The sequence below is a fragment of the Telluria sp. LT2P34 genome (assembly GCF_059685915.1).
The window spans coordinates 38,236-62,577 of the sequence record NZ_JCASIN010000005.1 but is presented as its reverse complement, the minus strand read 5'-3'; the positions used below and the strand labels follow the sequence as shown (position 1 = coordinate 62,577).

The following is a 24,342-nucleotide window of genomic DNA, read 5'->3' as shown; positions in this document are numbered from 1 at the left end:
TCTTCGATTGCAAACGGCGCTTCAGGGCTTCAGGGCTTCGACAGCGCTTTCAGGGCAAACTTGATGCCGTCCGACACGGTCGAACCGGCCGGCAGATTCTTGATGGCCAATAGCGCTTCCTTGTCAGAATACCCCAGGGACTGCAATGCATTGAGCACGTCGGATTCGGTATGGTCGCGCGGCGCGCCGCCAACAATGCCAAGATCGGCGCCGACCTTGCCCTTCAGCTCCAGCAGCAGGCGCTCGGCGGTCTTCTTGCCGATGCCCGGCACCTTCACCAGGCGCCCCGATTCCTGCAAGGTGACGGCCTGGGCCAGGTCGGCCACCGTCATGCCGGACAGGATCGCCAGTGCGGTGCGGGCGCCGACACCGGTAATCTTGATCAGCTGGCGAAACAGCGCACGCTCGCCGGCGCTGCCGAAGCCGAACAGCAAATGGGCATCTTCGCGGATCGCCTGGTGGGTGAACAGCACCACCTTTTCGCCGGTGTGCGGAAGGTTATAGAAAGTGCTCATCGGCACGTCGACTTCGTAGCCGACGCCCTGGCAATCGACCAGCAGTTGCGGTGGATTTTTTTCCAGCAGAATTCCGGAGATGCGACCAATCATGCTTGACCTTTTTTTTCGGTTAGACGAGGCGACCGTTTTTCATGCGCAGCGCGGTCTTTTGCGGGCTGAGCGCGCCGACCAGCGCCAGCGTATCGCAGGTATGCGCGTGGCATATCGCCACGCCGAGCGCGTCGGCGGCATCGCTGCCGGGCAGCCCGGAAAGTTTCAGGAGGCGCGCGACCATGTCCTGCACCTGGGGCTTGGCGGCCTTGCCGCTGCCGACGACGGCTTGCTTGATCTGGGTCGGCGAATATTCCGCCACCTCAAGGTCGGCGCCGACCAATGCGCAGATCGCCGCGCCGCGCGCCTGGCCCAGCAGCAGTGTCGATTGCGGATTCACGTTCACGAATACTTTTTCGATGGCCGCGCAATCCGGCCCATAGGTGGCGACGACTTCGCGCACGCCGGCCAGGATGATCTTCAGGCGTGGCGGCAAGGCGCCCTCCATCCCGGCCTTGATGGTGCCCGAGGCAATGTAGCGCAGCTTGCTGCCGTGTTTTTCAATAACCCCGAAGCCGGTCGTGCGCAGGCCTGGGTCGATGCCGAGAATAATCATTATCGAATGGTATACCGGCCAGCAGGGGTCGTGGGAAAAATACTGTGGAAAAACACAGTAGCGTGGGGTAATGGAGCCCGGTGGGCTCCATTACGTGCCTGCCTTACAGATCAATGCCTGAAATGCCGCGTCCCCGTATACACCATCACCACGCCACGCTCGTCGGCCGCATCGATCACTTCCTGGTCGCGCATCGAGCCGCCCGGGTGGATGACGCAGGTCGCGCCCGCGTCGACCACCACGTCGAGGCCGTCGCGGAAGGGGAAGAAGGCGTCCGAGGCCACGGCCGAACCGGCCAGCGACAGGCCGGCGTTCTGGGCCTTGATCGAAGCGATGCGGGCCGAATCGATGCGGCTCATCTGCCCTGCCCCGACGCCCAGCGTCATGCCGTTGCCGCAGAAGACGATCGCGTTCGATTTGACGAACTTGGCCACGCGCCAGGCGAACATCAGGTCTTGCAGTTGCTGCTGGGTTGGCTGCAGTTTGGACACCACGCGCAGGTCGTCGATGCCGACGTTTTTTGCATCGGGCGCCTGCACCAGCAAGCCGCCGCCGACGCGTTTCACGTCCCAGGCGTTCTGGCCGCTACCAAGCGAAATCTCCAGCAGGCGCACGTTCTGCTTGGCCGACATGATCCGGCGCGCTTCTTCGGTGAACGCGGGTGCGATCAGCACTTCGACGAACAGTTTCGCCAGCGCTTCGGCGGCGCGGCCATCGACTTCGACATTGAAGGCGATGATGCCGCCGAAGGCCGAGGTCGGATCGGTCTGCAGGGCGCGGGTGTAGGCGTCGAGGGCGTCGAGGCCGATCGCGACGCCGCAGGGGTTGGCATGCTTGACGATCACGCAGCCGGCCGGATGCTCGAAGCCGCCCAGCGACTTGACGCATTCCCAGGCCGCGTCGGCGTCGGCGATGTTGTTGTACGACAGTTCCTTGCCCTGCAGCTGGCGGTAGTTGGCCAGCGCGCCTTCGACCGGCGCCAGGTCGCGGTAGAAGGCGGCGCCCTGGTGCGGGTTCTCGCCGTAGCGCATGTCCTGCACCTTCTCGAAGCTCATGTTGATGACCTGCGGATAGCTCATGCGCGTGCCGTGCGCCTTGTCTTCGCCCAGGCTGGTCAGGTAGTTGGTGATGGCGCCGTCGTATTGCGCGGTATGCGCAAAGACTTTTTTGGCGAGCATGAATTTGGTGTCGTAGCTCACCTCGCCGCCTTTCATCTCCACCAGCACGCGTTCGTAATCGGCCGGGTCGCACACCACCACCACGTCGCGGTGGTTCTTGGCCGCCGAGCGCAGCATGGTCGGGCCGCCGATGTCGATGTTTTCGATGGCGTCTTCCAGCGAGCAGTCAATTTTGGCGACGGTGGCCTGGAAGGGGTAGAGGTTGACCACGACCATGTCGATCTGCGGGATGCCGTGCTCGTCGAGCTTGGCCACGTGCTCCGGGAAGTCACGGCGCGCGAGGATGCCGCCGTGGACTTTCGGGTGCAGGGTCTTGACGCGGCCGTCGAGCATTTCCGGGAAGCCGGTGTAGTCGGCAACTTCCGTCACCGGCACGCCGTTTTCCTGCAACAGCCGGGCGGTGCCGCCGGTGGACAGGATATTCACGCCGAGCGCAGACAGCGCGCGTGCGAAATCGAGCACGCCGGTCTTGTCGGAGACGGAAATGAGAGCTTGTTTGATCATGGGGTGGCCACTGTTGATGAGAATTCGGTACGGATTCCCGGCGCGCCCTGCTGGCCGCGCCCACGCGGCCACGCGTGCCGGTAAAGGCTTAGAGCAGTCCGTGCTCTTGCAGTTTCTTGCGCAAAGTATTGCGGTTGATGCCCAGCATCTGGGCGGCGTGCGACTGGTTGCCGTCGGCGCGCGTCATCACCACCTCCAGGATCGGCTTCTCGACCGTCATGACCATCATGTCATAGATGTTCGAGGGTTTTTGCTCGCCCAGGTCATTGAAATAATCCTCAAGGCTTTTCTGAACAACTTCCTGGATACTCTCTTTGCTCATGTCTGCTGCTTCATCCTGGTTAGTGATTGCTCCGCCGCTAGTTCGGCGGTGTCCCCAAATCGTTTTTGTTGTTTTAACTATTTATGCTGCGATTGCCTGTTCGACAGGCAAGGCGGGCCGGTATTGTAACCGCTCGCCATGGCGAAGTTGGGATCGGAAAAAATTATCCACCGCCGCCAATTGTTCGCCCGTCGTTTCCAGCAGATTCATGCGCTGGCGGAAATCTTCACCGCCCGGCAAGTCTTCCACATACCAGCCGATGTGCTTGCGCGCGCTGCGTACGCCGACATAGTCGCCATAGAAGGCGTAATGCGCCGGCAGGTGTTCGTTCATCAGCGCGCGCACCTCTTCCACCATGGGCGGCGGCAAGTGTTCGCCGGTACGCAAATAATGGTCGATCTCGCGGCAGATCCAGGGCCGGCCCTGGGCCGCGCGGCCGATCATGATCGCATCGGCGCCCGTGTAGTCGAGTACGAATTTCGCCTTTTCCGGGGTCGTGATGTCGCCATTGGCCACCACCGGAATGCCGACCGCCGCTTTGACAGCGCGGATCGTGTCGTATTCGGCCTCGCCCTTGTAGCCGTCGGCGCGGGTGCGCCCGTGCAGGGTCAGCATCTGGATGCCTGCTTGCTCGGCCATGCGCGCAATGGTCAGCGCGTTCCGGTTTTGGCGGTCCCAGCCTGTGCGAAATTTCAGGGTGACCGGCACGTCCACGGCGCGCACGACCGCATGCAGGATGCGCTCGACCAGGTCCTCGTGCTGCAACAGCGCCGAGCCACACCAGCTGTTGCACACCTTTTTTACCGGGCAGCCCATGTTGATGTCGATGATCTGGGCGCCGCGCTCGACGTTGTGGCGGGCGCAATCGGCCAGGTCCTGCGGGTCGGCGCCGGCAATCTGCACGGCCTTCGGCTCCATCTCGCCCGCGTGGTCGGTGCGGCGGCTGGTCTTTTCGCTGGCCCACAGGCGCGGGTTCGACGCCGCCATTTCCGACACGGCATAGCCCGCCCCCAACTGCTTGCACAGCTGGCGGAATGGGCGGTCCGTCACACCCGCCATGGGTGCGACGAAGACGTTATTGCGCAGCGTATACGGGCCTATTTGCACGGAGGGAACAGGAGAAGAATGGACGGGAACCCGCTATTTTACCCCAAGCGCTGCTCAATTAAGCGGCAAAATTTTTCCCGAACTGTAGCGAACGGGATATTTCACTATGGACAGGAGGACAAGAACCCGTTATCAAACATCGTCCAGCACGGCGGTTTTCAGATGTTCGACTTCGCCCCAGCTCTCCAGCACCAGCTTGCCGTCCTGCACGCTGAAGCGGTTGATGCTGGCGTTGAGCACCTTGAAGTCGCGCGGGGTATCGAGCGACAGGCCGAGCGCGGCGCGGTAGGCGCATTCGAGCACACCGCCGTGGGTCACAAGCAGCAGCGACTTGCCGGGATTGTCATGCGCCCAGCCGAGGATGGCGGGCACGACGCGGTCATGGAACTCGCGAAAGGTTTCGCCAAGATTCTGGCCCGGCGGCAAAGTACCATCGACATCACGCCCCTGCCAGGCGGCAAACTCGCGCGGGTAGCGGGCAGCGATGTCCGAATACAGCAAGCCTTCGAAGCCGCCATAGCAGCGCTCGCGCAGGCGGCCGTCGATATACAAGGGCAGGTGCAGTGCTTCGCCCAGCGCTTTCGCGGTTTGGGCGGCGCGCGCCAGGTCGCTCGCGACGAGCAGATCGAAGGTATTCGCTTCGTTGGCCAGCGCCGCGCCGAGCGCATGCGCCTGGCGCCGCCCTTCGGCGTTGAGGTCGATATCGAGGTGGCCCTGCAGGCGGCGCTCGGCGTTCCAGGCGGTTTCGCCGTGGCGGATCAGCGTGATCCGGGTAGTGGAATGAGTATGCATGAGGTTCGAATGTGCCCGAACCTCGGGGCAGCGTCGTTATATATATAGAGAGTTACACCGAAAGCGTGGGCGCGATTTCCGGGTTGAGCGAATAAATCCCGAAAATCTGCGCCTCGTCGAGGATATGGCCCATCAGCGCGAGACGCGCTTCCTGGCCGCCGAAACGTCCCTCGAGCGGAAACTCGGCGACGTCGAGTGCGTAGATTGTAAACACATACGTGTGGACGCGCTCGTCGTTCCAGGGCGGGCAAGGGCCGTCGTAACCGTAGTAGTCGCCAGCCATGGCGGGGTCGCGCGCGAACCAGCCGGTGTAGTCGTTGACGCCCTGGCGCAACTGATGTTCGGTGCCGTTGCGCACCAGGAAAGAGACGTTCGGGCCAGGCTTGCCGTGCGGCGTGACCATGTCGGAAAACTGGCCCTCGCCGATGGCCTTCAGGCTGGGCGGGATGTCGACCAGCGTCCAGTGGTAAAAATCGGTGCGCCTGGCCGCTTCGGGCACCAGACTGCCTTCCTTGTTGACCTCGCTGCCCTCGGCGGGAACGTCGGGATCGTGGCACAGGATGACCAGCGACTGGGTGCCGGCCGGCACGTCTTCCCACGCGATGTGGGGATTGCGGTTGTTCGACAAGCGTACATGCGTTTTCGGGTCGATGACCGCGAACGCGCACTCAGGCGGGATCAGCCCGCCTTCGGTAAACGAATCACTCCAGATATTCATCGCAGACTCCCGGTGGGCCTCAATGGTATTGACCGCAGGGCGCGCCAGGGGTTTCAACGTGAAATATCGACCGGATCAACACGCAGCCAGATTGTCACCGGGCCATCGTTCGTCAGCGTCACTTGCATGTCGACGCCAAATTGACCCGTTTCAACCTTGTGATGGCGATGCCGCGCCTGGCGCACGACATGGTCGAACAGGCGCAGCCCGTCGGCCGGGCCGGCGGTGGGCGAAAACGAGGGCCGGGTGCCGGAACGGGTATCGGCCGCCAGCGTGAACTGCGGCACCAGCAACAGTGCGCCGCCGGTGTCGACGACGCTGCGGTTCATCTTGCCGGCCTCGTCGGAAAACACGCGGTAGCCGAGCAGCTTGTTCAACAAGGCATCGGCTTCACGCTCGGTGTCGCCCTTTTCGGCGCACAGCAGCACCATCAGGCCGGCCTCGATGGCGCCGACCGTGGCGCCGTCCACCACGACGCTGGCATGGGTAACGCGTTGCAGCAGAGCGATCATGCCTTGCTGAAGGTGACGCGCGCAAACTTGCGCTTGCCGACCTGCAGCACGAAGCTGCCGGCGTCGACCTGCAGGTTCTTGTCGCTCACGACCGTACCGTCGATGCGTACCCCGCCCTGGTCCACCATGCGCATCGCCTCCGAGGTCGAGGCGCACAGGCCGGCCGCCTTGAGCAGATGGGCCACGCCGAGCGGGGCGCCCGCCAGCGCCACTTCCGGCACCTCGTCCGGGATGCCGCCTTTGGAACGGTTGACGAAATCGGCCAGCGCGTCCGTTGCCGCCTGCTGCGAGTGGAAGCGGGTGACGATTTCCTGCGCCAGCGCCACCTTGGCGTCGCGCGGGTTGGCGCCGCCCTCGACGGCCGCCTTCAGGGCCGCCAGGTCGCTCATCGGGCGGAAGGACAGCAGCTCGAAATAGCGCCACATCATGAGGTCGGAAATGCTCATCAGCTTGGCGAACATCGTATTTGGCGCCTCGGTGATGCCGATGTAGTTATTCTTCGACTTCGACATCTTTTCGACGCCATCGAGGCCCTCGAGCAGGGGCATGGTCAGGATGCACTGCTGCTCCTGCCCATAATCTTTCTGCAGTTCGCGGCCGACCAGCAAATTGAACTTCTGGTCGGTTCCACCCAGCTCAAGGTCGGCCTTCAAAGCGACCGAATCATAGCCTTGCATGAGCGGATAAAGGAACTCATGCACTGCAATCGGTGTCCCACTCTTGTAGCGCTTGGTGAAATCGTCGCGTTCCATCATGCGCGCCACGGTGTAGCGCGAGGCCAGCTCGATCATGCCGCGCGCGCCGAGCGGGTCGCACCACTCGGAGTTGTAGCGCAGCTCGGTGCGTCCTTCGTCGAGGATCAGGGCAACCTGGCGGAAATAGGTGTTCGCGTTTTCCTCGATCTGCTCGCGGGTGAGCGGTGGCCGTGTGGCATTGCGGCCCGAGGGGTCGCCGATCATCGACGTAAAATCGCCGATCAGGAAGATTACCTGGTGACCCAGGTCTTGCAGCTGGCGCAGCTTGTTCAGCACCACGGTATGGCCCAGGTGCAGGTCGGGCGCGGTCGGGTCGGCGCCTAATTTAATACGCAGCGGTACGCCGGTCGCTTCGGAGCGCTCCAGCTTGCGGGCAAATTCGCTCTCGACGAGCAGCTCGTCGACACCACGTTTCGTGACGGCGAGCGCCTCCTGCACTTTGTCGGAAAACACCTTGGCAGGGGCAGCGGAAACGGCGTTGTTAGTACTACAAGACGTCAAGTCTGTCATAGGTTTTTTTGTAGGAATTTGGCTAAAGCAGTTGTAGGCGCGCGTATTTTGGTATAATTCGCGATCCCATCAATCTTGCCTGCAGAGAACTTTTTAAATCAATAAGAAAAATAGCGTCCTAAGTTCAAGCGGCAAATTTTAACTGATTGCATGAACCCTATCTATAAAATCACCGGCAAGATCTCGACCAGCCTGGCAAACACGAGCCGCAAGGCCCGTATCCTCGGCGCTGGCGCCCTCGGCCTGGCTTTCTGCGCATTCGGCGCCGTGGCCACCGCTCCGATCGCCCAGGACGACCCAAGCGTGCCGGTCAAGTCTGTCGCCGAGGACCTGGCCCTGCCCAACCTCTCCGACCAGATCGCCGCTCTCCAGCAGGACGAGCAGCAATTCATCCACGAAGAACGCGTCCGCGCCGGCGATTCCCTCGGCACGATGCTCGGCCGCCTGGGCGTGGAAGACGCTGAAGCGCAAAAGTTCATTCGTTCGAACAAGGTTGCGCGCCGCATCCTGACCCTGAAAAACGGCAAGCGCCTGCAAGCCGAGACCGACGAGAACGGCCTGCTGCTGTCGCTGCGCGCCACCCTGGTCGACAAGAGCCAGGCTCCGACGACGCTGACGATCGCCCGCAACGGCGACAAGTTCAGCGCCAGCGAAGTCCCTGCCAAGCTCGAGCGCCGCGTCGAAATGCGTTCGCGCGAAATCACCAGCTCCTCGCTGTACTCGGCCACCGACGCGAACGTCGACGGCGGTTCGATCCCGGATTCGGTGGTCGGCGAAATCGTGCAGATGTTCTCCACCAATATCGACTTCCGCGGCGACCTGAAACGCGGCGACCGCTTCAATGTCGTCTACGAAACCTTCTGGCTCGACGGCGAACTGGTCAAGACCGGCCGCATCCTCGCCGGCGAATTCATCAACCGCGGCGTCAGCCACCAGGCCGTGTGGTTCGAAGACCCGGTCACCAAGCAGGGCAGCTATTACAGCCTCGACGGCAAATCGCTGAAGAAAGCCTTCCTCAAGTCGCCGCTGGAATTCTCGCGCGTCTCGTCGGGCTTCTCGAACCGCATCCACCCGATCTCGGGCCAGTGGAAAGCCCACAAGGGCATCGACTACGCCGCCTCGACCGGCACCCCGATCCGCGCTTCGGGCGACGGTACGGTCGACTTCGCCGGTGTGTCTGGCGGTTACGGCAACATGGTCGTCATCAAGCACTGGTCGAACTACAGCACAGCCTACGCCCACCTGAGCCGCTTCAACAGCGGTCTGCGCAAGGGCGCAAAAGTCAGCCAGGGCCAGGTGATCGGCTTTGTCGGCTCGACCGGCTGGTCGACCGGCGCCCACCTGCACTACGAGTTCCGCGTCGGTAATGTTGCACGCGATCCGAACACGCTGAAGAACCTGATGGCCGCGCCGCTGAACGCCGGCGAAATGACCCGCTTCAAGATGGCCGCAGCGGACATGAATCACCGCTTCTCGCTGCTGACTCCGGGCGGCAACGCCATGGCTGCCCGCTAAGCGCAAGCCGGACCAGCTCGACGCCTTCCCCGCTTCACGGCGCGGAAGGCGTTTTTCATTGGGGCGCCCGCCGCGCCATGCTTTAAGATGTGCACATGACGACTTCTTCCTCTCTCGCATCTTCCCGCCCTTCTTTCCTCTATATCGGCCTGATGTCGGGCACCAGCCTCGACGGCGTGGACGGCGTGCTGGCCGACTTCGGCAACGGCGCCATCCGCAGCATCGAGGCGGCCTTCGTGCCCTTCCCCGCCGCCTTGCGCGCCGAGCTGATGGCGCTGCAGGCAAACGGCGACAATGAGATCGAACGCGAAGCGATCGCCGCCAACGGCCTGGCGCACAGCTATGCCGCCTGTGTCGCGGCCCTGGTGGCGCAGGCGGCCAGTCCGGTGGCGGCGGTGGCGGTGCACGGCCAGACCATCCGCCACCGCCCCGAACTGGGTTTTACGCGCCAGACGAATAATCCCTCGCTGCTGGCGGAACTGACCGGCATCGACGTCATTGCCGATTTTCGCAGCCGCGACGTCGCCGCCGGCGGCCAGGGCGCGCCGCTGGTGCCGGCTTTCCACGCGGCCGCCTTCGGCAAGCCCGGGACGACGCGGGTGGTGGTGAATATCGGCGGCATCGGCAACATCAGCGTGCTGCACGGGGACGGCCGCGTGAGCGGTTACGACACCGGGCCGGGCAATGTGCTGCTGGACGGCTGGATCGGCCGCCACCAGGGCCAGGAATACGACGACGACGGCGCCTGGGGCGCGAGCGGCAAGGTGGACGAAACCCTGCTGGCCGCCCTGCTGGACGAGCCCTATTTCCGCCAGAGCGCCCCAAAAAGCACCGGGCGCGACCTGTTCCACCTGGCCTGGCTCGACGCCCGGCTGGCGCGCTTTGGAGAGCTGGCGCCAGCCGACGTCCAGGCGACGCTGGTGGCGCTGACGGCGCAGACGATCGCGCGCGCCATCCTGGATGAAGGTGTGGCGGTCGACGCGGTGTATGTCTGTGGTGGCGGCGCCTACAACAGCGCCCTGCTGCGCAGTCTGGCGGCGGCGCTCGGAGGCCGGATCCCGGTCGAATCGACGGCGCTGCTGGGCATTGCCCCGAACCGCGTCGAGGCGCTGGCGTTTGCCTGGCTGGGCTACCGCTTCAACCAGCGCCAGCCGGGCAATATGCCGGCGGTGACGGGGGCGAAGGGCTTGCGGGTGCTGGGGGCGCTGTATCCGGCGTGAGCCGATGTCACTGCGCGCACAAAAACAAATCCGGGCAGCGCCCGGATTCTTTTTACTGCCTGCCCTGCTTCAGCTTACGCCGAGAACGACGAGCCGCAGCCGCAGGTGCTGGTGGCGTTCGGGTTCTTGATGACGAACTGGGCGCCTTCGAGATCGTCCTTGTAGTCGATTTCGGCGCCGAGCAGGTACTGGTAGCTCATCGAGTCAATCAGCAGCTGCACGCCGTTCTTCTCCATGGTCGTGTCGTCGTCGTTGACGATTTCATCGAAGGTGAAGCCGTACTGGAAGCCCGAGCAGCCGCCGCCCTGCACGAAGACGCGCAGTTTGAGGTCGGGATTGCCCTCTTCCTCGATCAGCTGGGCCACTTTATCAGCAGCGCTGTCGGTGAAGACGATCGGGGTCGGGATGGTGTCAAAGTCAACTGCTTCGGCCACTGCTGTCATGGGATAAACTCCTGATTGGATTCAAATTTATTCCATTATAGACGGTTCGGGGTGCTCACGCTCCCGAAGCTTCCGCCACTGCCAGATGAAACACCGGTTCGCCCGCCGGCTGGTGCGTCAGCTTGCCGGTCACGAGCGCGCCGCCGTGCATTTCCAGCAGTTTGTAATGGACATCTCCATGTATGCGGCCTTTCGGCTGTAATTCAAGCAGTTCCGTCGAATGCACCGAGCCGGCGATGAAACCGTTAACCACCAGGTTGGCGCAGCGCACCTCGCCCTCGATGCGTGCGTGCTCCGAGACGATCAGGACGCTGCCCGCACCTTCGGCGGCGATCACGTTGCCGTGAACCTCGCCATCGATGCGCAGACCGCCGCTGAAGCACAGGTCCCCCTCGATACGGGCGGCAATGCCGATCAGGCTGTCAATTTCGCTTTTTACGTTGCGACCGAACATGGTGGCACCCCTGTGAGATAGAAAAGAGAACGATGCACAAACCAATCAGTGCATCGGTCAATTTACCGATCTGAACAGTTGCCACCTTGATCTAGCTCTGCTCCTGCCGTGCTCGCAGGAAACACCACAGTCTTCGACTTTTTAAGGAAGCAAGGCAATCTGTTGCAGTCCAGTCGTTTCCTCAAAGCCGAACATCAGGTTCATGCACTGCACGGCCTGGCCCGAGGCGCCCTTCACCAGGTTGTCCTGCACCACCAGGATGACGACCGTATTGCCGCCGTCCGGACGGTGCACGGCCAGGCGCAGCATGTTCGAGCCGCGGGTCGAGCGCGTTTCCGGGTGCGAACCGAAAGGCATCACGTCGACAAACGGCGCGTCGCGGTATTCGTCTTCGAACAAGGCCTGCAGGGCGGCGTCGTCGATGTCTTGCGTCAGGCGCGCGTACAGGGTCGCATGCATGCCGCGAATCATCGGCACCAGGTGCGGCGTAAAGATCAGGCCGACCTTCTGCTCGGTGAAGCGCTGCAGCTGGGCCGTGGTTTCCGGAGTATGGCGGTGGCCGGCAACGCCGTAGGCCTTGAAATTGTCGCTCGACTCGGAAAACAAGGTGCCGATCTCGGCCTTGCGCCCGGCGCCCGATACGCCCGACTTGGCGTCGGCGATCAGGTTGCCGGCGTCGACCAGGCCGGCCTTCAAGAGCGGCACGAAGCCCAGCTGCATCGTGGTCGGGTAGCAGCCGGGATTGGCGACCAGGCGCGCCTTGGCGATGGCGTCGCGGTTCAGTTCCGGCAGGCCATACACGGCTTCCTCGATCAGCTCTGGCGCGCTGTGCTCGATCTTGTACCATTTTTCGAAGCTGGCCCGGTCCTTCAGGCGGAAATCGGCGGCCAGGTCGATGACCTTCACGCCGGCGGCCAGCAGCGCCGGCGCTTGCGCCATCGCCACGCCGTGCGGGGTCGCGAAGAAGACCACGTCGCAGGCCGTCAGGTCGGCCTTGTCGGGCGCCGAGAAGGCCAGGTCCACGCGCCCGCGCAGCGACGGGAACATGTCGGCGACCGGCAGGCCGTCTTCCTTGCGCGAAGTGATTGCGGTGAGCTCCACGCCCGGATGGACAGCCAGCAGCCGCAGCAATTCCACGCCCGTGTATCCGGTGCCGCCAACGATGCCAACTTTGATCATGTCTAATCCTCTGGAAAATGAACGCCCGTGCGGGCCAATAATGTAATTTTAACAGTTCAGGCGTCGGTGCCCGTCATGCGCTCGGGGGCGTTCACCGGCAGCGGGTCGAGCGTCGAGGCCTTGCCGATGCGGTCGAAGTTCTCGTCCAGCCAGCGCTCGGCCGTCGCAATGCCGAGCTCGCGCAGGCGCAGCAGGAAAGGCAGTTCGGTGTTGAACTTGCTCGACAGGTCGAGCCGCTGCAGCTCTTCATTGCCGCTGATCAGGTGCAGGCGCACGCCGGCCGCCGGCACCAGTCCGGTGCCGTCGACATCCGGGACCACACCTGCGTCGCGGATCGAATTGACCTCGCGCACGAAGCTGATGTTGAAGGCGATTTCGCTGGTGCGGCTCTGGATATCGCTCATCGTCATCGGCAGGCCAGGTCGCGCGATCGGATTGTTCTGGACGATGACCAGGTCGACCGGTCCCTTGCCGACCAGCGGCGAGAGCGAGGGATTGCCGACGAAACTGCCGTCCCAGTAGGCTTCGCCGTCGATGATGACAGGGGTGAACACATACGGCAGGCAGGCCGAAGCGGCGATCATGCGGGCGTCGAGTTCGTCGCGCACGAAGAGTTTGCCCTTGCCGGTGCGAATATTCGTCGCCGGGATATAGACCTCGATCTCGCGGCAGGCGCGCACCCGCTCGAAATCGATCAGGCCGGCCAGCAAGGGAATCATCGGGTTCATCGAGAGCGGCGACGCCGGCGGCGCCAGTACGCCGCTGAACAGCTGCATCAACTGGTAGCCGGGCGAGCTGGCCAGGGTGCCACCGCCGATGGCCAGGTCGACCGGCGTCGGCCGCGCCGGGCTGAACATCGACGCCGCCCCGCTCAGGCCATGCCAGAAGCGCGCCAGGGCCGCGCGTGCACCCACGCGGCCGCCGCCATGCGCGTAGCCGTCAGCCACCACCGCGGCATTGACGCCGCCGGCGCTGGTGCCGCTGATGGCGGCGATTTCCAGCCGCTCCTCGCCCAGCAGGCGATCGAGTACGCCCCACCCGAAGGCGCCCAGCGAGCCCCCGCCCTGCAGCCCGAGGCTGATTCGTTTGATGCCGATTGTCATTCGCTGCTCCCGCGCTATGTCCAGCGGATAGTTTATCTTGGCGGCCACGGCGAGCTCGTTCGCTACCCGGTGTCAACAAAACCGTCGGGCCATGAAAAAAGCCGCCCGAAGGCGGCTTTCTGTCCAGCAATAACAGCCCGAAGGCTGTTCGAGGCGATTAACGCTTCGAGAACTGCTTGGCGCGACGTGCTTTACGCAGGCCGACTTTCTTACGCTCGACTTCACGGGCGTCACGGGTGACGAAACCGGCACGTGCCAGGTCGCCCTTGAGGCCTGCATCATAGTCGATCAGTGCGCGGGTGATGCCGTGACGCACGGCGCCAGCCTGGCCCGACTCGCCGCCGCCATGGACGTTGACCTTGATGTCGAAACGCTCGACATTGCCGGTCAGTTCCAGAGGCTGGCGAATGACCATCAGGCCGGTTTCGCGCGAGAAGTATTCGTTCGCAGGCTTGCCGTTCACGATGATCAGGCCAGTGCCGACTTTGATGAACACGCGAGCGACTGCACTCTTGCGACGGCCGGTGCCGTAGTTGTAGTTACCGATCATGTCAGTTCCTTAGAGGGTCAGTGCTTGTGGTTGCTGAGCTGCGTGCGGGTGCGAACCTTCCGCGTACACTTTCAGCTTCTTGATCATTGCGTAGCCCAGTGGGCCCTTCGGCAGCATGCCTTTGACAGCCTTCTCGAGCGCGCGGCCCGGGAAACGCTGTTGCATTTTCAGGAAGTTGGTTTCGTAAATACCGCCCGGGTAGCCCGAGTGACGGTAGTAGGTCTTGTTGGTGGCTTTCGTGCCGGTCACACGCAGCTTGCCTGCGTTGACGACGACGATGTAGTCACCGGTATCGACGTGAGGAGTGAATTCCGGTTTGTGTTTGCCGCGCAGTCGGAGTGCCACTTCGCTGGCAACACGTCCGAGGACCAAGTCCGTCGCGTCAATCACGAACCAGTCGCGCTGGACTTCATGGCCCTTAGCGGAAAAAGTTTTCATGTTGACTTCCTAAATAAATAAATTGCTCAAATGGTGGTTCCGCAACCGTAACTGCGGACTCTGCCTTATTGTCTTTTCCAGAGCAAATGGAAAGCCGACGATCATACCTCACCCAGCCATGGCGGGTCAAGGCGCCTGCCCGCTTGCCGCCCGCAACACGGCCCTGGCATGTGGTTCTCCATCCACATGCGGGTCAGGCTCTGTCAGGTTGCGATTACGCAAGCAATCCTTTGCGCGGCTGGCTAGACTCGTTCATTCATTCCCTCACGAAACTATCAGTTGACCACGGAAACGATGCGAATTTATTATGAGTGCATTGCCTGAGGAGTCTTTGTGAAAACCAGCCCCATCCTGCCTACCCTGCTTGCACTGCTGTTCGCAGCGTCGGGCCCGGCATCGGCCGCCCCGGCCGCCCCTGCCAGCACCAGCGCCGCGCGCAGCTGCCACCTGCCCGGCGTGGAAGAAGCACTGCGCTGCATCAGCGTTGCGGTTCCCCTCGATTACGCACGGCCCGCGGGCGCAGCGCTCAAGCTGCATGTGACGATCGCGCCGGCCTTCCGCGAAGGCGCCCGCAGCGACCCGCTGTTCGTGCTCGCGGGCGGGCCCGGCCAGGCCGGCAGCGACGTCATCGTCCTGCTGTCGGCCGCCTTCAAGCGGGTGCGCGCCACGCGCGACATCGTCTTCATCGACCAGCGCGGCACCGGGCTGTCGGGCAAGCTCGATTGCGAAAGCCGGCCCGAGCACGAGACAATGAGCGACGCCGAACTCGAAATCGAAGTAAGCAAATGCATCACCGGCAGCCGCGCCCCGTTTGCGGCCTACACCACGACCAACGCCGCGCGCGACCTCGACGCCGTGCGGCTTGCGCTCGGCTACGGCAAGGTCAACGTCTGGGGCGGCTCCTACGGCACCCGCCTGGCCCAGGCCTATGCGCGCGCCTTCCCCGCCAGCGTGCGCGCGCTGATCCTGGACGGCGTGGCCGCGCCCGACCAGGTCATTCCGGCGGGAGGGCGCGATGGCCAGGCCGCGCTCGACAAGCTGTTCGCGCACTGCGCGAGCGACGCCGGCTGCAAGAAGGCGTATCCGAACCTGCGCGCCGAATTCGACACGCTGGCCGCGCGCGCCGACGCCGGCATCAAACTGGCGATCACCAACCCGCGCACGGCGCAGCCGACGACATTGACCATGACCGGGGAGCGCTTCACCGGCACCGTCCACAGCATCCTGTACTCGCCGGCCGACGCCCGCCGCCTGCCCTTCCTGATCCACAGCGCTTACCAAGGGCGCTGGGAGCCCTTCGTCGCGCGCCAGAACATCGGCGGCGACCTCACCACCGAGTCGAGCAGCGCCTTTTTGCTGCACCTGGCCGTGATCTGCGCCGAGGACGTGCCGCGCATGACCCCGAGCCTGATGAAGGACGACGCGGCCCTCCTGACGCGCGCGCTGGCCGAGCGCATGCCGGCCATCTGCAAGACCATGAACGTGCCGGCCGTGCCGTATGCAGCGCCGACCCGGATCGCCGCGCCGGCCCTGCTGCTGTCGGGCGCGCTCGATCCGGTGACGCCGCCGCGGCGCGCCGAGGCCGCGGCCCGTCACATGGGCAGCGCGCGCCACCTGGTGGTGACAAACGCCGGCCACGGCATTTCACAGCTCGGCTGCATGCCGCGGCTGATGCGCGAATTCCTCGACAAGCCGGGCGCACAGCTCGACGCCAGATGCCTGGCCGAGATCCCGGCCCCGACCTTCCAGCTCGGCAGCGCCGGGCCGCAACCCTGAAAACGAGTTCGCCATGATCGAAGTACACGATGTACGTAAACAGTTCGGCGAGGTGCAGGCACTCGGCGGCGTCAGTTTCAGCGCGCGCGACGGCCAGATCACGGCCCTGCTCGGCCCCAACGGCGCCGGCAAGACCACCCTGCTGCGCACCCTGGTGGGCCTGCTCAAGCGCGACCACGGCAGGATCTCGATCGACGGCGTCGATCCGGAAATCGACCCGCTCACGGTTCGCCGCAACATCGGCTTCCTGACCGACCAGTTCGGGCTGTACGAGCGCCTCTCCACCCGCGAATACCTCACGTATTTCGGCGAGCTCAACGGCATGAAAGGCGCACCGCTGAAAACCCGGATCGAGGAAGTGTCGGAACTGCTGGCGATGGACGACATCCTGGAGCGCCGCACCAAGGGCTTTTCGCAGGGCCAGCGCATCAAGGTGGCGCTGGCGAGGACGCTGCTGCACCGCCCGCGCAACCTGCTGCTCGACGAACCGAGCCGCGGCCTTGACGTGATGAGCACGCGTGCGCTGCGGCGCGCCTTGCTGGCGCTGCGCGCCGACGGCTGCTGCGTCGTCATGGCCACCCACGTGATGCAGGAAGTGACGCACCTGTGCGATGACGTGATCGTCATCGCCAAGGGGCACACGGTGGCTCAGGGCTCTCCACTCGAACTGTGCGCCCGCACCGGCATTGCCAGCCTCGAAGATGCTTTTGTGAGCCTGGTCGGCGAAGAAGGGATCGCAGCATGAAGACGAATCCGAAGCCGCGCTCGAAACCTCCCTTCCTGGTCATCTTCCTCAAGGAACTCCGCGAAACCATGCGCGAAAAGCGCAACGTCGGCCTGCTGGTGCTGGTGACGCTGATGTACCCGGTGCTGCTCGGCGTCATGCTGAACCAGATCATCGACCGCGCCACCCGCTCCGAGCGCGAAGGCGTCGAGCTGGCGGTGATCGGCGCGGCCAGGGCGCCGACCCTGATGGCGCAGCTCAAGCAAAAGAACATCACGGTCGTCGACAGCGCACAGATGGACGAGCCGGCCATCGAGGCCCTGCTCGACACCGGCAAGGTGGCCGGGGTGCTGCGCCTGTCCGACAAGTTCGCCGAAAACTATGCCGCCATGCGCCCGGCCCGGATCGAACTGTGGTTCGACTCGGCCGCCGAAAAGGGCGCGCAGCGGCGCGAAGTCGAGGATGTCCTCAAGGCCTACAGCAGCAACGTCGCCAGCGCGCGCCTGCTGGCGCACGGCGTATCGCCGGCTACCCTGGCGCCGATCGAGGTGCAGCGCTACGACACCGGCACCAATGCCTCGCGCTCGGCCGGCCTGATCGGCAGCATGCTCAGCATGTTGTTCTTCCCCGCCTTCTTCTGCGGCATGTCGGCCGCGGTCGACAGCACCGCCGGCGAGCGCGAACGACGCTCGCTCGAAGTGCTGATGGCGCAGCCGGCGCGGGCCTGGGAAATCGTCACCGGCAAGTGGCTGATGGCCGGCGCCCTGGCCGTGGCCGGCCTCACGCTGGAGCTGCTGCTGGCGCACGCGGTGCTGCTCTGGCTGCCGCTGGAAGAACTCGGCATGTCCTGGAGCCTGACCTGGTTCGACATCACCCTGGTCTGCATCGTCGCGCTGCCGCTGGCGCTGCTGGCGGCGGCGCTGCAGATCGCGCTGGCGATGAACGCCAAGTCGTTCAAGGAAGCGCAAAGCCTGCTCAGCATCGCACTGCTGCTGCCGATGCTGCCCGGCGTCGTGGTGTCGATGATGGAGCTGAAAACCTCGCTCTGGATGTATGCCGTGCCGATGCTGTCGAACCAGACGCTGCTGCGCGAACTGTCGAAAGGCGTGGAGGTCGGCGCCCTGCCCTTCCTGATGACCTTCGTGAGCGCGGCACTGCCGATGCTGGCGGTGGTGGCCTTCGCCAGCTGGCGCATGAAGAGCGAGCGCTACGTGCTGGCGGTGTGAGGCTTACAATACCGCCACGATCACACCGGAGAGATGCAGATGGAAGTCAAAGTCAGCTGGAACGGCCCCTCGGGCATGGGTTTTCGCGCCGAGACCGGCACCGGCCACATGGTGGCGATGGACGGCGCGCCCGAGGCCGGCGGCCACAACCTGGCGCCGCGGCCGATGGAAATGCTGCTGGCCGGTACCGGCGGCTGCAGCGCCTTCGACGTGGTGCTGATCCTGCAGCGCGGGCGCGAGAACGTGCTCGGCTGCGAGGTCACGCTGCAGGCCGAGCGCGCCGAAACGGATCCGAAGGTGTTCACGAAGATTAATTTTCACTTCGTGGTCAGCGGCCGCGGCCTGAAGCCGGCGGCGGTCGAGCGCGCCATCAAGCTCTCGCACGAGAAATACTGCTCGGCCTCGATCATGATGGCCGCGACGGCGGAGCTGACGACTTCCTTCGAGGTCGTCGAGGCGCCGTAATTACACGTAATACGCCGTCGTCGTCATCACCTTCGCCATCGCCCGCATGGCCAGCTTCACCGGCACCGGCATCTCGGCCGCGCCGAGGGCCTGCGCGGCCGCGCCGTGCGCCACTTCATCCTGGCGCATCTGCTCGACGATCGCGCGCGACTTGACGTCGCAGGCGGGCAGCGTATCGAGGTGGGCGTTCAGGTGCGCCTCGACCTGGCGCTCAGTTTCGACCACGAAGCCGAGGCTGCGCGCGTCGCCCAGTTTTGCCGCCACCGTTCCCATCACGTAGGCGCCGGCATACCAGAGCGGATTGAGCAGGCTCGGTTGCGAGCCCAGCTCGGCCAGGCGCTCCGAGGTCCAGGCCAGGTGGTCTTCTTCCTCGCGGCCGGCCTGCACGAACTGGGCGCGCATGGCCGGTGTTTGCGCATGGCGCGCCTGCGAATTGTAGAGCGCCTGGGCGCACACTTCGCCGACATGGTTCACGCGCATCAGGCCGGCGCTGTGGCGCTGCTCGCGCTCGTCGAACTCGCAGTCGACCGCATGCGCGGCCGGGTTCGGGCGCGACGCGGATGCCACGCCGCCGACCACGCGCAAGGCCTTGTCGAAGCCGACGATCAGGTCGTCGAGTGGACTGATGAAACGGTTCGCTCGCATAGGATTCCAGTTATTCGCGGAAAAAGACCATTATAGGCGCGGGATTGCCTGGCCGCCGCTCCCCACGCTGGCCAGCGGGCGCCGCGCGCTTGGCTCCGGCTTTTGCGCGTTCTGGCCGGCGCTCTGCGCAACCCGTCGCACCGGCCCGGCAAAGCCAGCCGTTAGCGCATACAATGCAGGCGTCAAAAAGGCTTGGCGGAAACGAAACTGCGCCCTGCAAAAGTTCATCTGGAGTCCGCATGGAATTACGCATCCGCAATCTGTCCAAGACCTATGCCAACGGCGTGGTGGCGCTGGACCGGGTCACGCTGAACATCCCGCCCGGGATGTTCGGCCTGCTGGGGCCGAACGGCGCCGGCAAGTCGACCCTGATGCGCATCCTCGCCACGCTGCAGGAATGCGACAGCGGCTCGGTCTTCGCCGACGACATCGACGTGCTCGACGAAAAGGACGCCGTGCGCCGCATGCTCGGCTACCTGCCGCAGGATTTCGGCGTCTACCCGAAGACCAGCGCCTGGGAGCTGCTCGACCATTTCGCGCAACTGAAGGGCATCGCCAGCCGCGGCCGGCGGCGCGAAGTCGTCGACGGCCTGCTGCAGCAAACCAACCTGTTCGAGGTGCGCCACCAGAAGCTGGGCACCTTCTCGGGCGGCATGCGCCAGCGCTTCGGCGTGGCCCAGGCCCTGATCGGTGACCCGCAACTGATCATCGTCGACGAGCCGACCGCTGGCCTGGACCCGCAGGAACGGGTGCGCTTCCATAACCTGCTGGCCGACATCGGCGCCGACAAGACGGTGCTGCTGTCGACCCATATCGTGTCGGACGTGGCCGATCTGTGCGCCAACATGGCGATCATCAACAAGGGCCATGTGCTGCTGTGCGGAGAGCCGGCGCGCCTGATCGACGGCATCGAGGAATGCATCTGGGCGCGCTTCGTCGACAAGGCCGAACTGCCCCTGTTCCAGAAACAGCACGCCGTGATTTCGACGCGCCTGCGCGCCGGCCGCACGCTGATCCACGTGTATGCCGAGGGCGACCCGGGCATGGGCTTCGAACCGGCCCAGGCCAGCCTGGAAGACGTGTACTTCGCCACCATCGCCGGCCGCCACTACGGGCCCCACACCCAGGCCGGGAACTGCTGACGTGAACGCGCTGCTCGCCATCGCCGGGTTCGAGCTGCGCCAGCGCGCGCGTACCGTCTCGACCTGGGTCTACCTGGGGGCTTTCGTCCTGCTGGCGATGCTGTGGACGGCGGCCGCCGGCGGCGTGTTCAAGGACACCGTCGTGGCGTTTGGCGCGCGCGTGCTGATCAACGGGCCGCGCCAGGTGGCGCTGTCGAGCGCCTTCCTCGGCTGCGCGGGCGTGATCGTGGTGGCCGCCATCATGGGCCGCGCCGTGCAGCAGGATTTCGAGCACGGCATGCACCACTTCTTCTTCAGCGCGCCGGTCCCGAAGAGCGCCTACGTGTTCGGCCGCTTCGTCGGCGCGTTTGCCGTGCTGGCGCTGGTGTTTGCCGGTATTCCACTGGGCGAATGGCTGGGCAGCTTCGTGCCGGGCATCGATCCGGACCGTCTCGGCGCCGGCCGCGCCAGCACCTACCTGCTGCCCTGGCTGTTCACGCTGCTGCCCAACGTCTTCATTTTCGGCGCCATTTTCTTCGTGCTGGCCGCGCTGTCGCGGCGCATGCTGCCGGTGTACGTGGCCAGCATCGTCCTGACGATCGGCTACACGGTCGCGCCTTCGCTGGCGCGAGACTTCGACTACAAGCTGCTGGCCGCGCTGATCGACCCCTTCGGCACCACGGCGCTGGTGCACCTGACCGAATACTGGCCGACGCCGGCGCGCAACCTGCGCCCGGTGCTGCTCGAAGGCGTCTACCTGGCGAACCGCCTGGCCTGGTGCGGCTTCGGCCTGGCCGTGCTGCTGCTGGGCTACTGGCGACTGCACCTGGTGGGCATCCTGGAGTCGCGCGGGCGCGAGGCAAGCAGCGGCGGCGAAGCCGCGCTCAGCCTGTCGCAGGCGGCCGTGAATACCCGCGAGCGCCCCGATTTCGCACGCCGCAGCCTGGCGCTGCTCCTGGCCAGGGAAAGCCTGCTGCACCTGCGCCAGTCGGTCGCGACCCTGCCCTTCGCGCTGATCGCCCTGTGCGGCATGGGGCTGGTGGTCAGCGGCAGCTTCGAGACCGGCATGCTGCACGGCGCCAGCACCCATCCGGTGACCTGGCAGATGCTGGAACTGATCCGCGATGTGTTCGGCGTATTCGTGCCCCTGGTCACCGCCTTCTACGCGGCCCAGCTGGTGTGGCGCGAACGCGATGCGCGCATGGCCCAGCTGTTCGACGTGCTGCCGGTGCCGGGCTGGCTGGCGCCCGTGTCGAAAACCCTGGCGCTCGTGGCCATGCAGGCGCTGCTGCTCTTGCTGGCCATGCTGTGCGCGCTGCTGTGCCAGGTGTTCCGGGGCTATTTTGCGTTCGAGGCCGGCCTGTATTTCCAGTACCTGTTCACGCTGCTGCTGCCGCAGTATGCGCTGCTGGCGGTATTGTCGATCGCGGTACAGGTGCTGTGCAGCCGCAAATACCTCGGCTATGCGGTGCTGGCCGCGACCCAGACCCTGATCCTGGCCTGCCAGGGACGCGGCATCGACCACCCGCTGCTGGGTATCTTCCCGATCCTCGATTATTCAAGCATGAACGGCTTCGGCCACCACCTGCTGCGCGAGCGCGTGCTGCAGCTGTACTGGGCCGGCGCCGCATCCCTGCTGCTGCTCCTGTGCGTGGTGCTGTGGCCGCACGGCGTCAACGCCGAACTGCGCAGCCGCTGGCGCATGGCGCGCCAGCAGCTGACGCTGCCGGTGCTGGGCGCGTTCGGCGCCGCCCTGCTGCTGTTCGCGGGCAGCGGCGCCTTCATCTGGTACGAACTCGACGTGGCCGGCAACTACCGCACGACGCACGGCATCGAAGCGGCGCGCGCCGCCTACGAAGCGCGCTACCGGCAGCTGGCGGGCCTGCCGCAGCCGGCGCTGGCGGCGGTGGCCCTGCGGGTCGACATCCATCCACGTACCCGCACGCTCAACATCCAGGGGCGCTACGACCTCGAGAACCGCGGGCCGGTTCCACTGGCGGACCTGATCCTCTACCAGGCGCCGGGCGCCGACCTTGTCGGGCGCCTCGGCAAACCGGCGCGGCTGCTGGTGGCCGACCGCGCGCGCGGCCTGTTCCACTACCGGCTGGCCACGCCGCTGGCGCCGGGCGCGAGCATCCGCTTCGACTTCGATCTCAGCCAGGCGCCGGGCGGACTGCTCGGCATCGGCAGCGACACCCTGGTCGCCGCCAACGCAACCTGGTTCACGCACGACGCACTGCCGCGCATCGGCTACCAGCGCGCGGTCGAGCTGGTCGATGCGCGCGACCGCCGCCGCCACGGCCTGCCGGCGCGCGACCCGCAAGCAGGCAGGGCGCCGCAGGCCGCCACCGCGCTTCCCGGGCGCATTGCGTTCTCGGCCCTGATCAGCACCGCCGCCGACCAGATCGCGGTCGCTCCCGGCGCCCTCGAACGCGAATGGGTCGCGCAAGGGCGGCGCCACTTCCATTACCGGGCCGAGGCGCCGATCCTGGACAACTATGCGATCGCCTCGAGCCGCTATGCGGTGCGCCACGAACGCTGGCAGGACGTCGCGATCGATGCCTATTTCCAGCCCCGGCACGAGCGCAATGTCGAGCCCCTGCTGCGCGGCGCCAGCGCCGTGCTCGACTACGGCACACGCCATTTCGGCCCGTATCCCCTGCACGACCTGCGCCTGGTCGAGACGCCGCGCGCGGCGGCGATGGCCGTCCGCCAGGCGAGCGCCTTCCCCGGCATGCTGGCGCTGCCCGAGGATGGCGCCTTCATCGCCCGCGCCGACACGCGCGCCGCGTCACCCGGGCGCCGCGCCATCGACTATCCCTTCTACATGGGTGCATGGACGACGGCGCGCCAGTGGTGGGGCCAGCAGCTGCCCGAGGGCGTGCTGGCCGACAGCCTGGCCGAGTACACCGCCCTGATGGCGGTGCGGCGCAGCTTCGGCGCGCCCGCCATGCGGCCTTACCTGCGCCACGACCTGCACGCCTACCTGATGGGCCGCGCACTGGCCTCCGGCCGCGAACTGCCGCTGGCGCAGGCGACCGGCGCGGCGGAGCCCTGGCTGGGCCAGCGCAAGGGCGGCATGGCCTTGTACCTGCTGCAGGACGTGCTGGGCGAGGAAAAGCTGAACGGCATACTGCGGAGCATGTTGAGGGAGCTGTCGACACCTGATGCTGCGGCGCCGACCTTCGCCGGCCTTGCCCGCGCCCTGCGTGCGGCCGCGCTGCCCAACAAGGCCTATCTCGTGGACGACCTGTTCGACGCCATCGTCTTCTACGAGAACCGCGCCGACAGCGCCGTCGCCCGCCTGCGCGCCGACGGCCGCTACGAGGTGACGCTACGTGCCAGCGCCGGCAAGCTGCGCGTCGGCGGCGCGCTCGAGCAGGCGATGCCGCTGGCCGACAGCATCGAATTCGGCATCGACGACGCCGACGGAAAACCGCTGCTGCGCGAGCGGCGCATGGTCAACCAGGGACAGCTTGTCCTGAGTTTCGTGGTCGCCGCACGCCCCGCACGCGCAGGCATCGATCCCGACTACAAACTGATCGACAAGAAACCGGCCGACAACATGGTAATGATCGACATCCGTTAGAACTCGCGTTATTATCGGGTTACAATTATTAGTGAGGCCAATGATGTCTACCATGCTTGACGAAGTCTGCGAAAAAATTCAGCTATTGAGTGTCGTTGAACGGCACGAGGTGCTACGCATACTGCTCCAGGATGTGGATGGGCTGGACGGCGCCGATGCCGACGAGGCATTGCGCGAGGAAGTGGTTCGCCGCGTCAGGGCGATCCGCAACGGCGAAGCGGCGATCCGCGCACTGCAGGACTGGCAGGAATAAGCCGCGCTGCGGCGCGTGCAGCGCCTTGACGCTGCCCGGCCTACCCGATCCGGGTAGGCGCAGCAAACAAAACCGATAC

General features: G+C 65.1%; 25 protein-coding genes. 9 read left to right on the top strand and 16 right to left on the bottom strand.

Annotated features, from left to right (window positions below):
* Positions 1–29 precede the first annotated feature (29 nt).
* The 9 genes from ruvA to tyrS form a co-directional block, all read right to left on the bottom strand.
* Positions 30–608: a Holliday junction branch migration protein RuvA gene (ruvA, locus tag AC56KZ_RS14640; protein WP_497162910.1), complete on the bottom strand. Its 579-nt coding sequence runs from the start codon at positions 606–608 to the stop codon at positions 30–32.
* Positions 609–627: 19 nt separating this feature from the next.
* Positions 628–1,164 (bottom strand): crossover junction endodeoxyribonuclease RuvC, encoded by a 537-nt coding sequence (gene ruvC, locus AC56KZ_RS14635; protein ID WP_497162909.1) that lies wholly within the window; start codon positions 1,162–1,164, stop codon positions 628–630.
* Between the two features lie 110 nt (positions 1,165–1,274).
* Positions 1,275–2,846, bottom strand: coding sequence for a bifunctional phosphoribosylaminoimidazolecarboxamide formyltransferase/IMP cyclohydrolase (gene purH / locus AC56KZ_RS14630; protein WP_497162908.1), 1,572 nt, complete (start codon positions 2,844–2,846; stop codon positions 1,275–1,277).
* Positions 2,847–2,934: 88 nt separating this feature from the next.
* Complete coding sequence (locus tag AC56KZ_RS14625) at positions 2,935–3,168, bottom strand: helix-turn-helix domain-containing protein (RefSeq protein WP_379747209.1); 234 nt, start codon at positions 3,166–3,168, stop codon at positions 2,935–2,937.
* Between the two features lie 81 nt (positions 3,169–3,249).
* Positions 3,250–4,275, bottom strand: coding sequence for a tRNA dihydrouridine synthase DusB (dusB, locus tag AC56KZ_RS14620; RefSeq protein WP_497162907.1), 1,026 nt, complete (start codon positions 4,273–4,275; stop codon positions 3,250–3,252).
* A 132-nt stretch (positions 4,276–4,407) separates the two neighbouring features.
* Entirely contained in the window at positions 4,408–5,067 is a 660-nt protein-coding gene (locus AC56KZ_RS14615; protein WP_497162906.1) for a histidine phosphatase family protein, read from the bottom strand.
* Positions 5,068–5,119: 52 nt separating this feature from the next.
* Positions 5,120–5,785: a YbhB/YbcL family Raf kinase inhibitor-like protein gene (locus AC56KZ_RS14610; protein ID WP_497162905.1), complete on the bottom strand. Its 666-nt coding sequence runs from the start codon at positions 5,783–5,785 to the stop codon at positions 5,120–5,122.
* A gap of 53 nt (positions 5,786–5,838) precedes the next feature.
* Positions 5,839–6,297: a D-aminoacyl-tRNA deacylase gene (gene dtd / locus AC56KZ_RS14605; protein WP_497162904.1), complete on the bottom strand. Its 459-nt coding sequence runs from the start codon at positions 6,295–6,297 to the stop codon at positions 5,839–5,841.
* Positions 6,294–7,562, bottom strand: coding sequence for a tyrosine--tRNA ligase (tyrS, locus tag AC56KZ_RS14600; protein ID WP_497162903.1), 1,269 nt, complete (start codon positions 7,560–7,562; stop codon positions 6,294–6,296). Before tyrS ends, dtd begins: the two co-directional genes overlap by 4 nt.
* 150 nt (positions 7,563–7,712) lie before the next feature.
* Here tyrS and AC56KZ_RS14595 point away from each other — a divergent pair, with 150 nt between their 5' ends.
* Both AC56KZ_RS14595 and AC56KZ_RS14590 read left to right on the top strand, forming a co-directional pair.
* Entirely contained in the window at positions 7,713–9,077 is a 1,365-nt protein-coding gene (locus AC56KZ_RS14595; protein WP_497162902.1) for a M23 family metallopeptidase, read from the top strand.
* Between the two features lie 95 nt (positions 9,078–9,172).
* Positions 9,173–10,297, top strand: a complete 1,125-nt coding sequence (locus AC56KZ_RS14590) for an anhydro-N-acetylmuramic acid kinase (protein ID WP_497162901.1) — start codon at positions 9,173–9,175, stop codon at positions 10,295–10,297.
* Between the two features lie 74 nt (positions 10,298–10,371).
* Here AC56KZ_RS14590 and erpA read toward each other — a convergent pair whose 3' ends face one another.
* The 6 genes from erpA to rplM form a co-directional block, all read right to left on the bottom strand.
* The gene (gene erpA / locus AC56KZ_RS14585; protein WP_497162900.1) at positions 10,372–10,740 is read right to left on the bottom strand and encodes an iron-sulfur cluster insertion protein ErpA; all 369 of its coding nucleotides are present in this window, start codon (positions 10,738–10,740) and stop codon (positions 10,372–10,374) included.
* Positions 10,741–10,795: 55 nt separating this feature from the next.
* On the bottom strand, positions 10,796–11,194 hold the full coding sequence (locus AC56KZ_RS14580) for a bactofilin family protein (protein ID WP_497162899.1): 399 nt from the start codon (positions 11,192–11,194) through the stop codon (positions 10,796–10,798).
* A gap of 141 nt (positions 11,195–11,335) precedes the next feature.
* Positions 11,336–12,373: an N-acetyl-gamma-glutamyl-phosphate reductase gene (gene argC / locus AC56KZ_RS14575; protein WP_497162898.1), complete on the bottom strand. Its 1,038-nt coding sequence runs from the start codon at positions 12,371–12,373 to the stop codon at positions 11,336–11,338.
* Between the two features lie 56 nt (positions 12,374–12,429).
* Positions 12,430–13,476, bottom strand: coding sequence for a patatin-like phospholipase family protein (locus tag AC56KZ_RS14570; protein ID WP_497162897.1), 1,047 nt, complete (start codon positions 13,474–13,476; stop codon positions 12,430–12,432).
* A 157-nt stretch (positions 13,477–13,633) separates the two neighbouring features.
* A complete protein-coding gene (rpsI, locus tag AC56KZ_RS14565) occupies positions 13,634–14,026 on the bottom strand; it encodes a 30S ribosomal protein S9 (RefSeq protein WP_497162896.1) in 393 nt (130 codons plus the stop codon).
* 9 nt (positions 14,027–14,035) lie between these two features.
* A complete protein-coding gene (gene rplM, locus AC56KZ_RS14560) occupies positions 14,036–14,464 on the bottom strand; it encodes a 50S ribosomal protein L13 (RefSeq protein WP_192053289.1) in 429 nt (142 codons plus the stop codon).
* Positions 14,465–14,797: 333 nt separating this feature from the next.
* Here rplM and AC56KZ_RS14555 point away from each other — a divergent pair, with 333 nt between their 5' ends.
* Genes AC56KZ_RS14555 through AC56KZ_RS14540 form a run of 4 tightly spaced genes read left to right on the top strand, consistent with a single transcriptional unit; the run spans position 14,798 to position 18,655 of the window.
* Positions 14,798–16,240 (top strand): alpha/beta fold hydrolase, encoded by a 1,443-nt coding sequence (locus tag AC56KZ_RS14555; protein ID WP_497162895.1) that lies wholly within the window; start codon positions 14,798–14,800, stop codon positions 16,238–16,240.
* Positions 16,241–16,253: 13 nt separating this feature from the next.
* Entirely contained in the window at positions 16,254–16,985 is a 732-nt protein-coding gene (locus AC56KZ_RS14550; RefSeq protein ID WP_497162894.1) for an ABC transporter ATP-binding protein, read from the top strand.
* Positions 16,982–18,190, top strand: a complete 1,209-nt coding sequence (locus tag AC56KZ_RS14545; protein ID WP_497162893.1) for an ABC transporter permease — start codon at positions 16,982–16,984, stop codon at positions 18,188–18,190. Before AC56KZ_RS14550 ends, AC56KZ_RS14545 begins: the two co-directional genes overlap by 4 nt.
* A gap of 39 nt (positions 18,191–18,229) precedes the next feature.
* Entirely contained in the window at positions 18,230–18,655 is a 426-nt protein-coding gene (locus AC56KZ_RS14540; protein ID WP_497162892.1) for an OsmC family protein, read from the top strand.
* On the opposite strand, the gene coq7 is transcribed toward AC56KZ_RS14540, so the two are convergent.
* Complete coding sequence (gene coq7, locus AC56KZ_RS14535) at positions 18,656–19,300, bottom strand: 2-polyprenyl-3-methyl-6-methoxy-1,4-benzoquinone monooxygenase (protein ID WP_497162891.1); 645 nt, start codon at positions 19,298–19,300, stop codon at positions 18,656–18,658.
* 239 nt (positions 19,301–19,539) lie between these two features.
* On the opposite strand from coq7, the gene AC56KZ_RS14530 reads away from it, so the two are divergent.
* From AC56KZ_RS14530 to AC56KZ_RS14520, 3 genes are read left to right on the top strand one after another with little or no spacing between them, the layout of a single operon-like run.
* The gene (locus AC56KZ_RS14530; RefSeq protein ID WP_497162890.1) at positions 19,540–20,442 is read left to right on the top strand and encodes an ABC transporter ATP-binding protein; all 903 of its coding nucleotides are present in this window, start codon (positions 19,540–19,542) and stop codon (positions 20,440–20,442) included.
* Between the two features lies 1 nt (position 20,443).
* Entirely contained in the window at positions 20,444–24,010 is a 3,567-nt protein-coding gene (locus AC56KZ_RS14525) for an ABC transporter permease (RefSeq protein WP_497162889.1), read from the top strand.
* A 52-nt stretch (positions 24,011–24,062) separates the two neighbouring features.
* The gene (locus AC56KZ_RS14520; protein WP_497162888.1) at positions 24,063–24,263 is read left to right on the top strand and encodes an addiction module protein; all 201 of its coding nucleotides are present in this window, start codon (positions 24,063–24,065) and stop codon (positions 24,261–24,263) included.
* Positions 24,264–24,342 lie beyond the last annotated feature (79 nt).

Excerpts from the sequence above, each read along its gene's own strand:
- ruvA (WP_497162910.1), bottom strand. The coding sequence starts at position 608 with ATGATTGGTCGCATCTCCGGAATTCTGCTGGAAAAAAATCCACCGCAA.
- ruvC (WP_497162909.1), bottom strand. The coding sequence starts at position 1,164 with ATGATTATTCTCGGCATCGACCCAGGCCTGCGCACGACCGGCTTCGGG.
- purH (WP_497162908.1), bottom strand. The coding sequence starts at position 2,846 with ATGATCAAACAAGCTCTCATTTCCGTCTCCGACAAGACCGGCGTGCTC.
- AC56KZ_RS14625 (WP_379747209.1), bottom strand. The coding sequence starts at position 3,168 with ATGAGCAAAGAGAGTATCCAGGAAGTTGTTCAGAAAAGCCTTGAGGAT.
- AC56KZ_RS14615 (WP_497162906.1), bottom strand. The coding sequence starts at position 5,067 with ATGCATACTCATTCCACTACCCGGATCACGCTGATCCGCCACGGCGAA.
- AC56KZ_RS14610 (WP_497162905.1), bottom strand. The coding sequence starts at position 5,785 with ATGAATATCTGGAGTGATTCGTTTACCGAAGGCGGGCTGATCCCGCCT.
- dtd (WP_497162904.1), bottom strand. The coding sequence starts at position 6,297 with ATGATCGCTCTGCTGCAACGCGTTACCCATGCCAGCGTCGTGGTGGAC.
- tyrS (WP_497162903.1), bottom strand. The coding sequence starts at position 7,562 with ATGACAGACTTGACGTCTTGTAGTACTAACAACGCCGTTTCCGCTGCC.
- AC56KZ_RS14595 (WP_497162902.1), top strand. The coding sequence starts at position 7,713 with ATGAACCCTATCTATAAAATCACCGGCAAGATCTCGACCAGCCTGGCA.
- AC56KZ_RS14590 (WP_497162901.1), top strand. The coding sequence starts at position 9,173 with ATGACGACTTCTTCCTCTCTCGCATCTTCCCGCCCTTCTTTCCTCTAT.
- erpA (WP_497162900.1), bottom strand. The coding sequence starts at position 10,740 with ATGACAGCAGTGGCCGAAGCAGTTGACTTTGACACCATCCCGACCCCG.
- AC56KZ_RS14580 (WP_497162899.1), bottom strand. The coding sequence starts at position 11,194 with ATGTTCGGTCGCAACGTAAAAAGCGAAATTGACAGCCTGATCGGCATT.
- argC (WP_497162898.1), bottom strand. The coding sequence starts at position 12,373 with ATGATCAAAGTTGGCATCGTTGGCGGCACCGGATACACGGGCGTGGAA.
- AC56KZ_RS14570 (WP_497162897.1), bottom strand. The coding sequence starts at position 13,476 with ATGACAATCGGCATCAAACGAATCAGCCTCGGGCTGCAGGGCGGGGGC.
- rpsI (WP_497162896.1), bottom strand. The coding sequence starts at position 14,026 with ATGATCGGTAACTACAACTACGGCACCGGCCGTCGCAAGAGTGCAGTC.
- rplM (WP_192053289.1), bottom strand. The coding sequence starts at position 14,464 with ATGAAAACTTTTTCCGCTAAGGGCCATGAAGTCCAGCGCGACTGGTTC.
- AC56KZ_RS14550 (WP_497162894.1), top strand. The coding sequence starts at position 16,254 with ATGATCGAAGTACACGATGTACGTAAACAGTTCGGCGAGGTGCAGGCA.
- AC56KZ_RS14545 (WP_497162893.1), top strand. The coding sequence starts at position 16,982 with ATGAAGACGAATCCGAAGCCGCGCTCGAAACCTCCCTTCCTGGTCATC.
- AC56KZ_RS14540 (WP_497162892.1), top strand. The coding sequence starts at position 18,230 with ATGGAAGTCAAAGTCAGCTGGAACGGCCCCTCGGGCATGGGTTTTCGC.
- coq7 (WP_497162891.1), bottom strand. The coding sequence starts at position 19,300 with ATGCGAGCGAACCGTTTCATCAGTCCACTCGACGACCTGATCGTCGGC.
- AC56KZ_RS14530 (WP_497162890.1), top strand. The coding sequence starts at position 19,540 with ATGGAATTACGCATCCGCAATCTGTCCAAGACCTATGCCAACGGCGTG.
- AC56KZ_RS14520 (WP_497162888.1), top strand. The coding sequence starts at position 24,063 with ATGCTTGACGAAGTCTGCGAAAAAATTCAGCTATTGAGTGTCGTTGAA.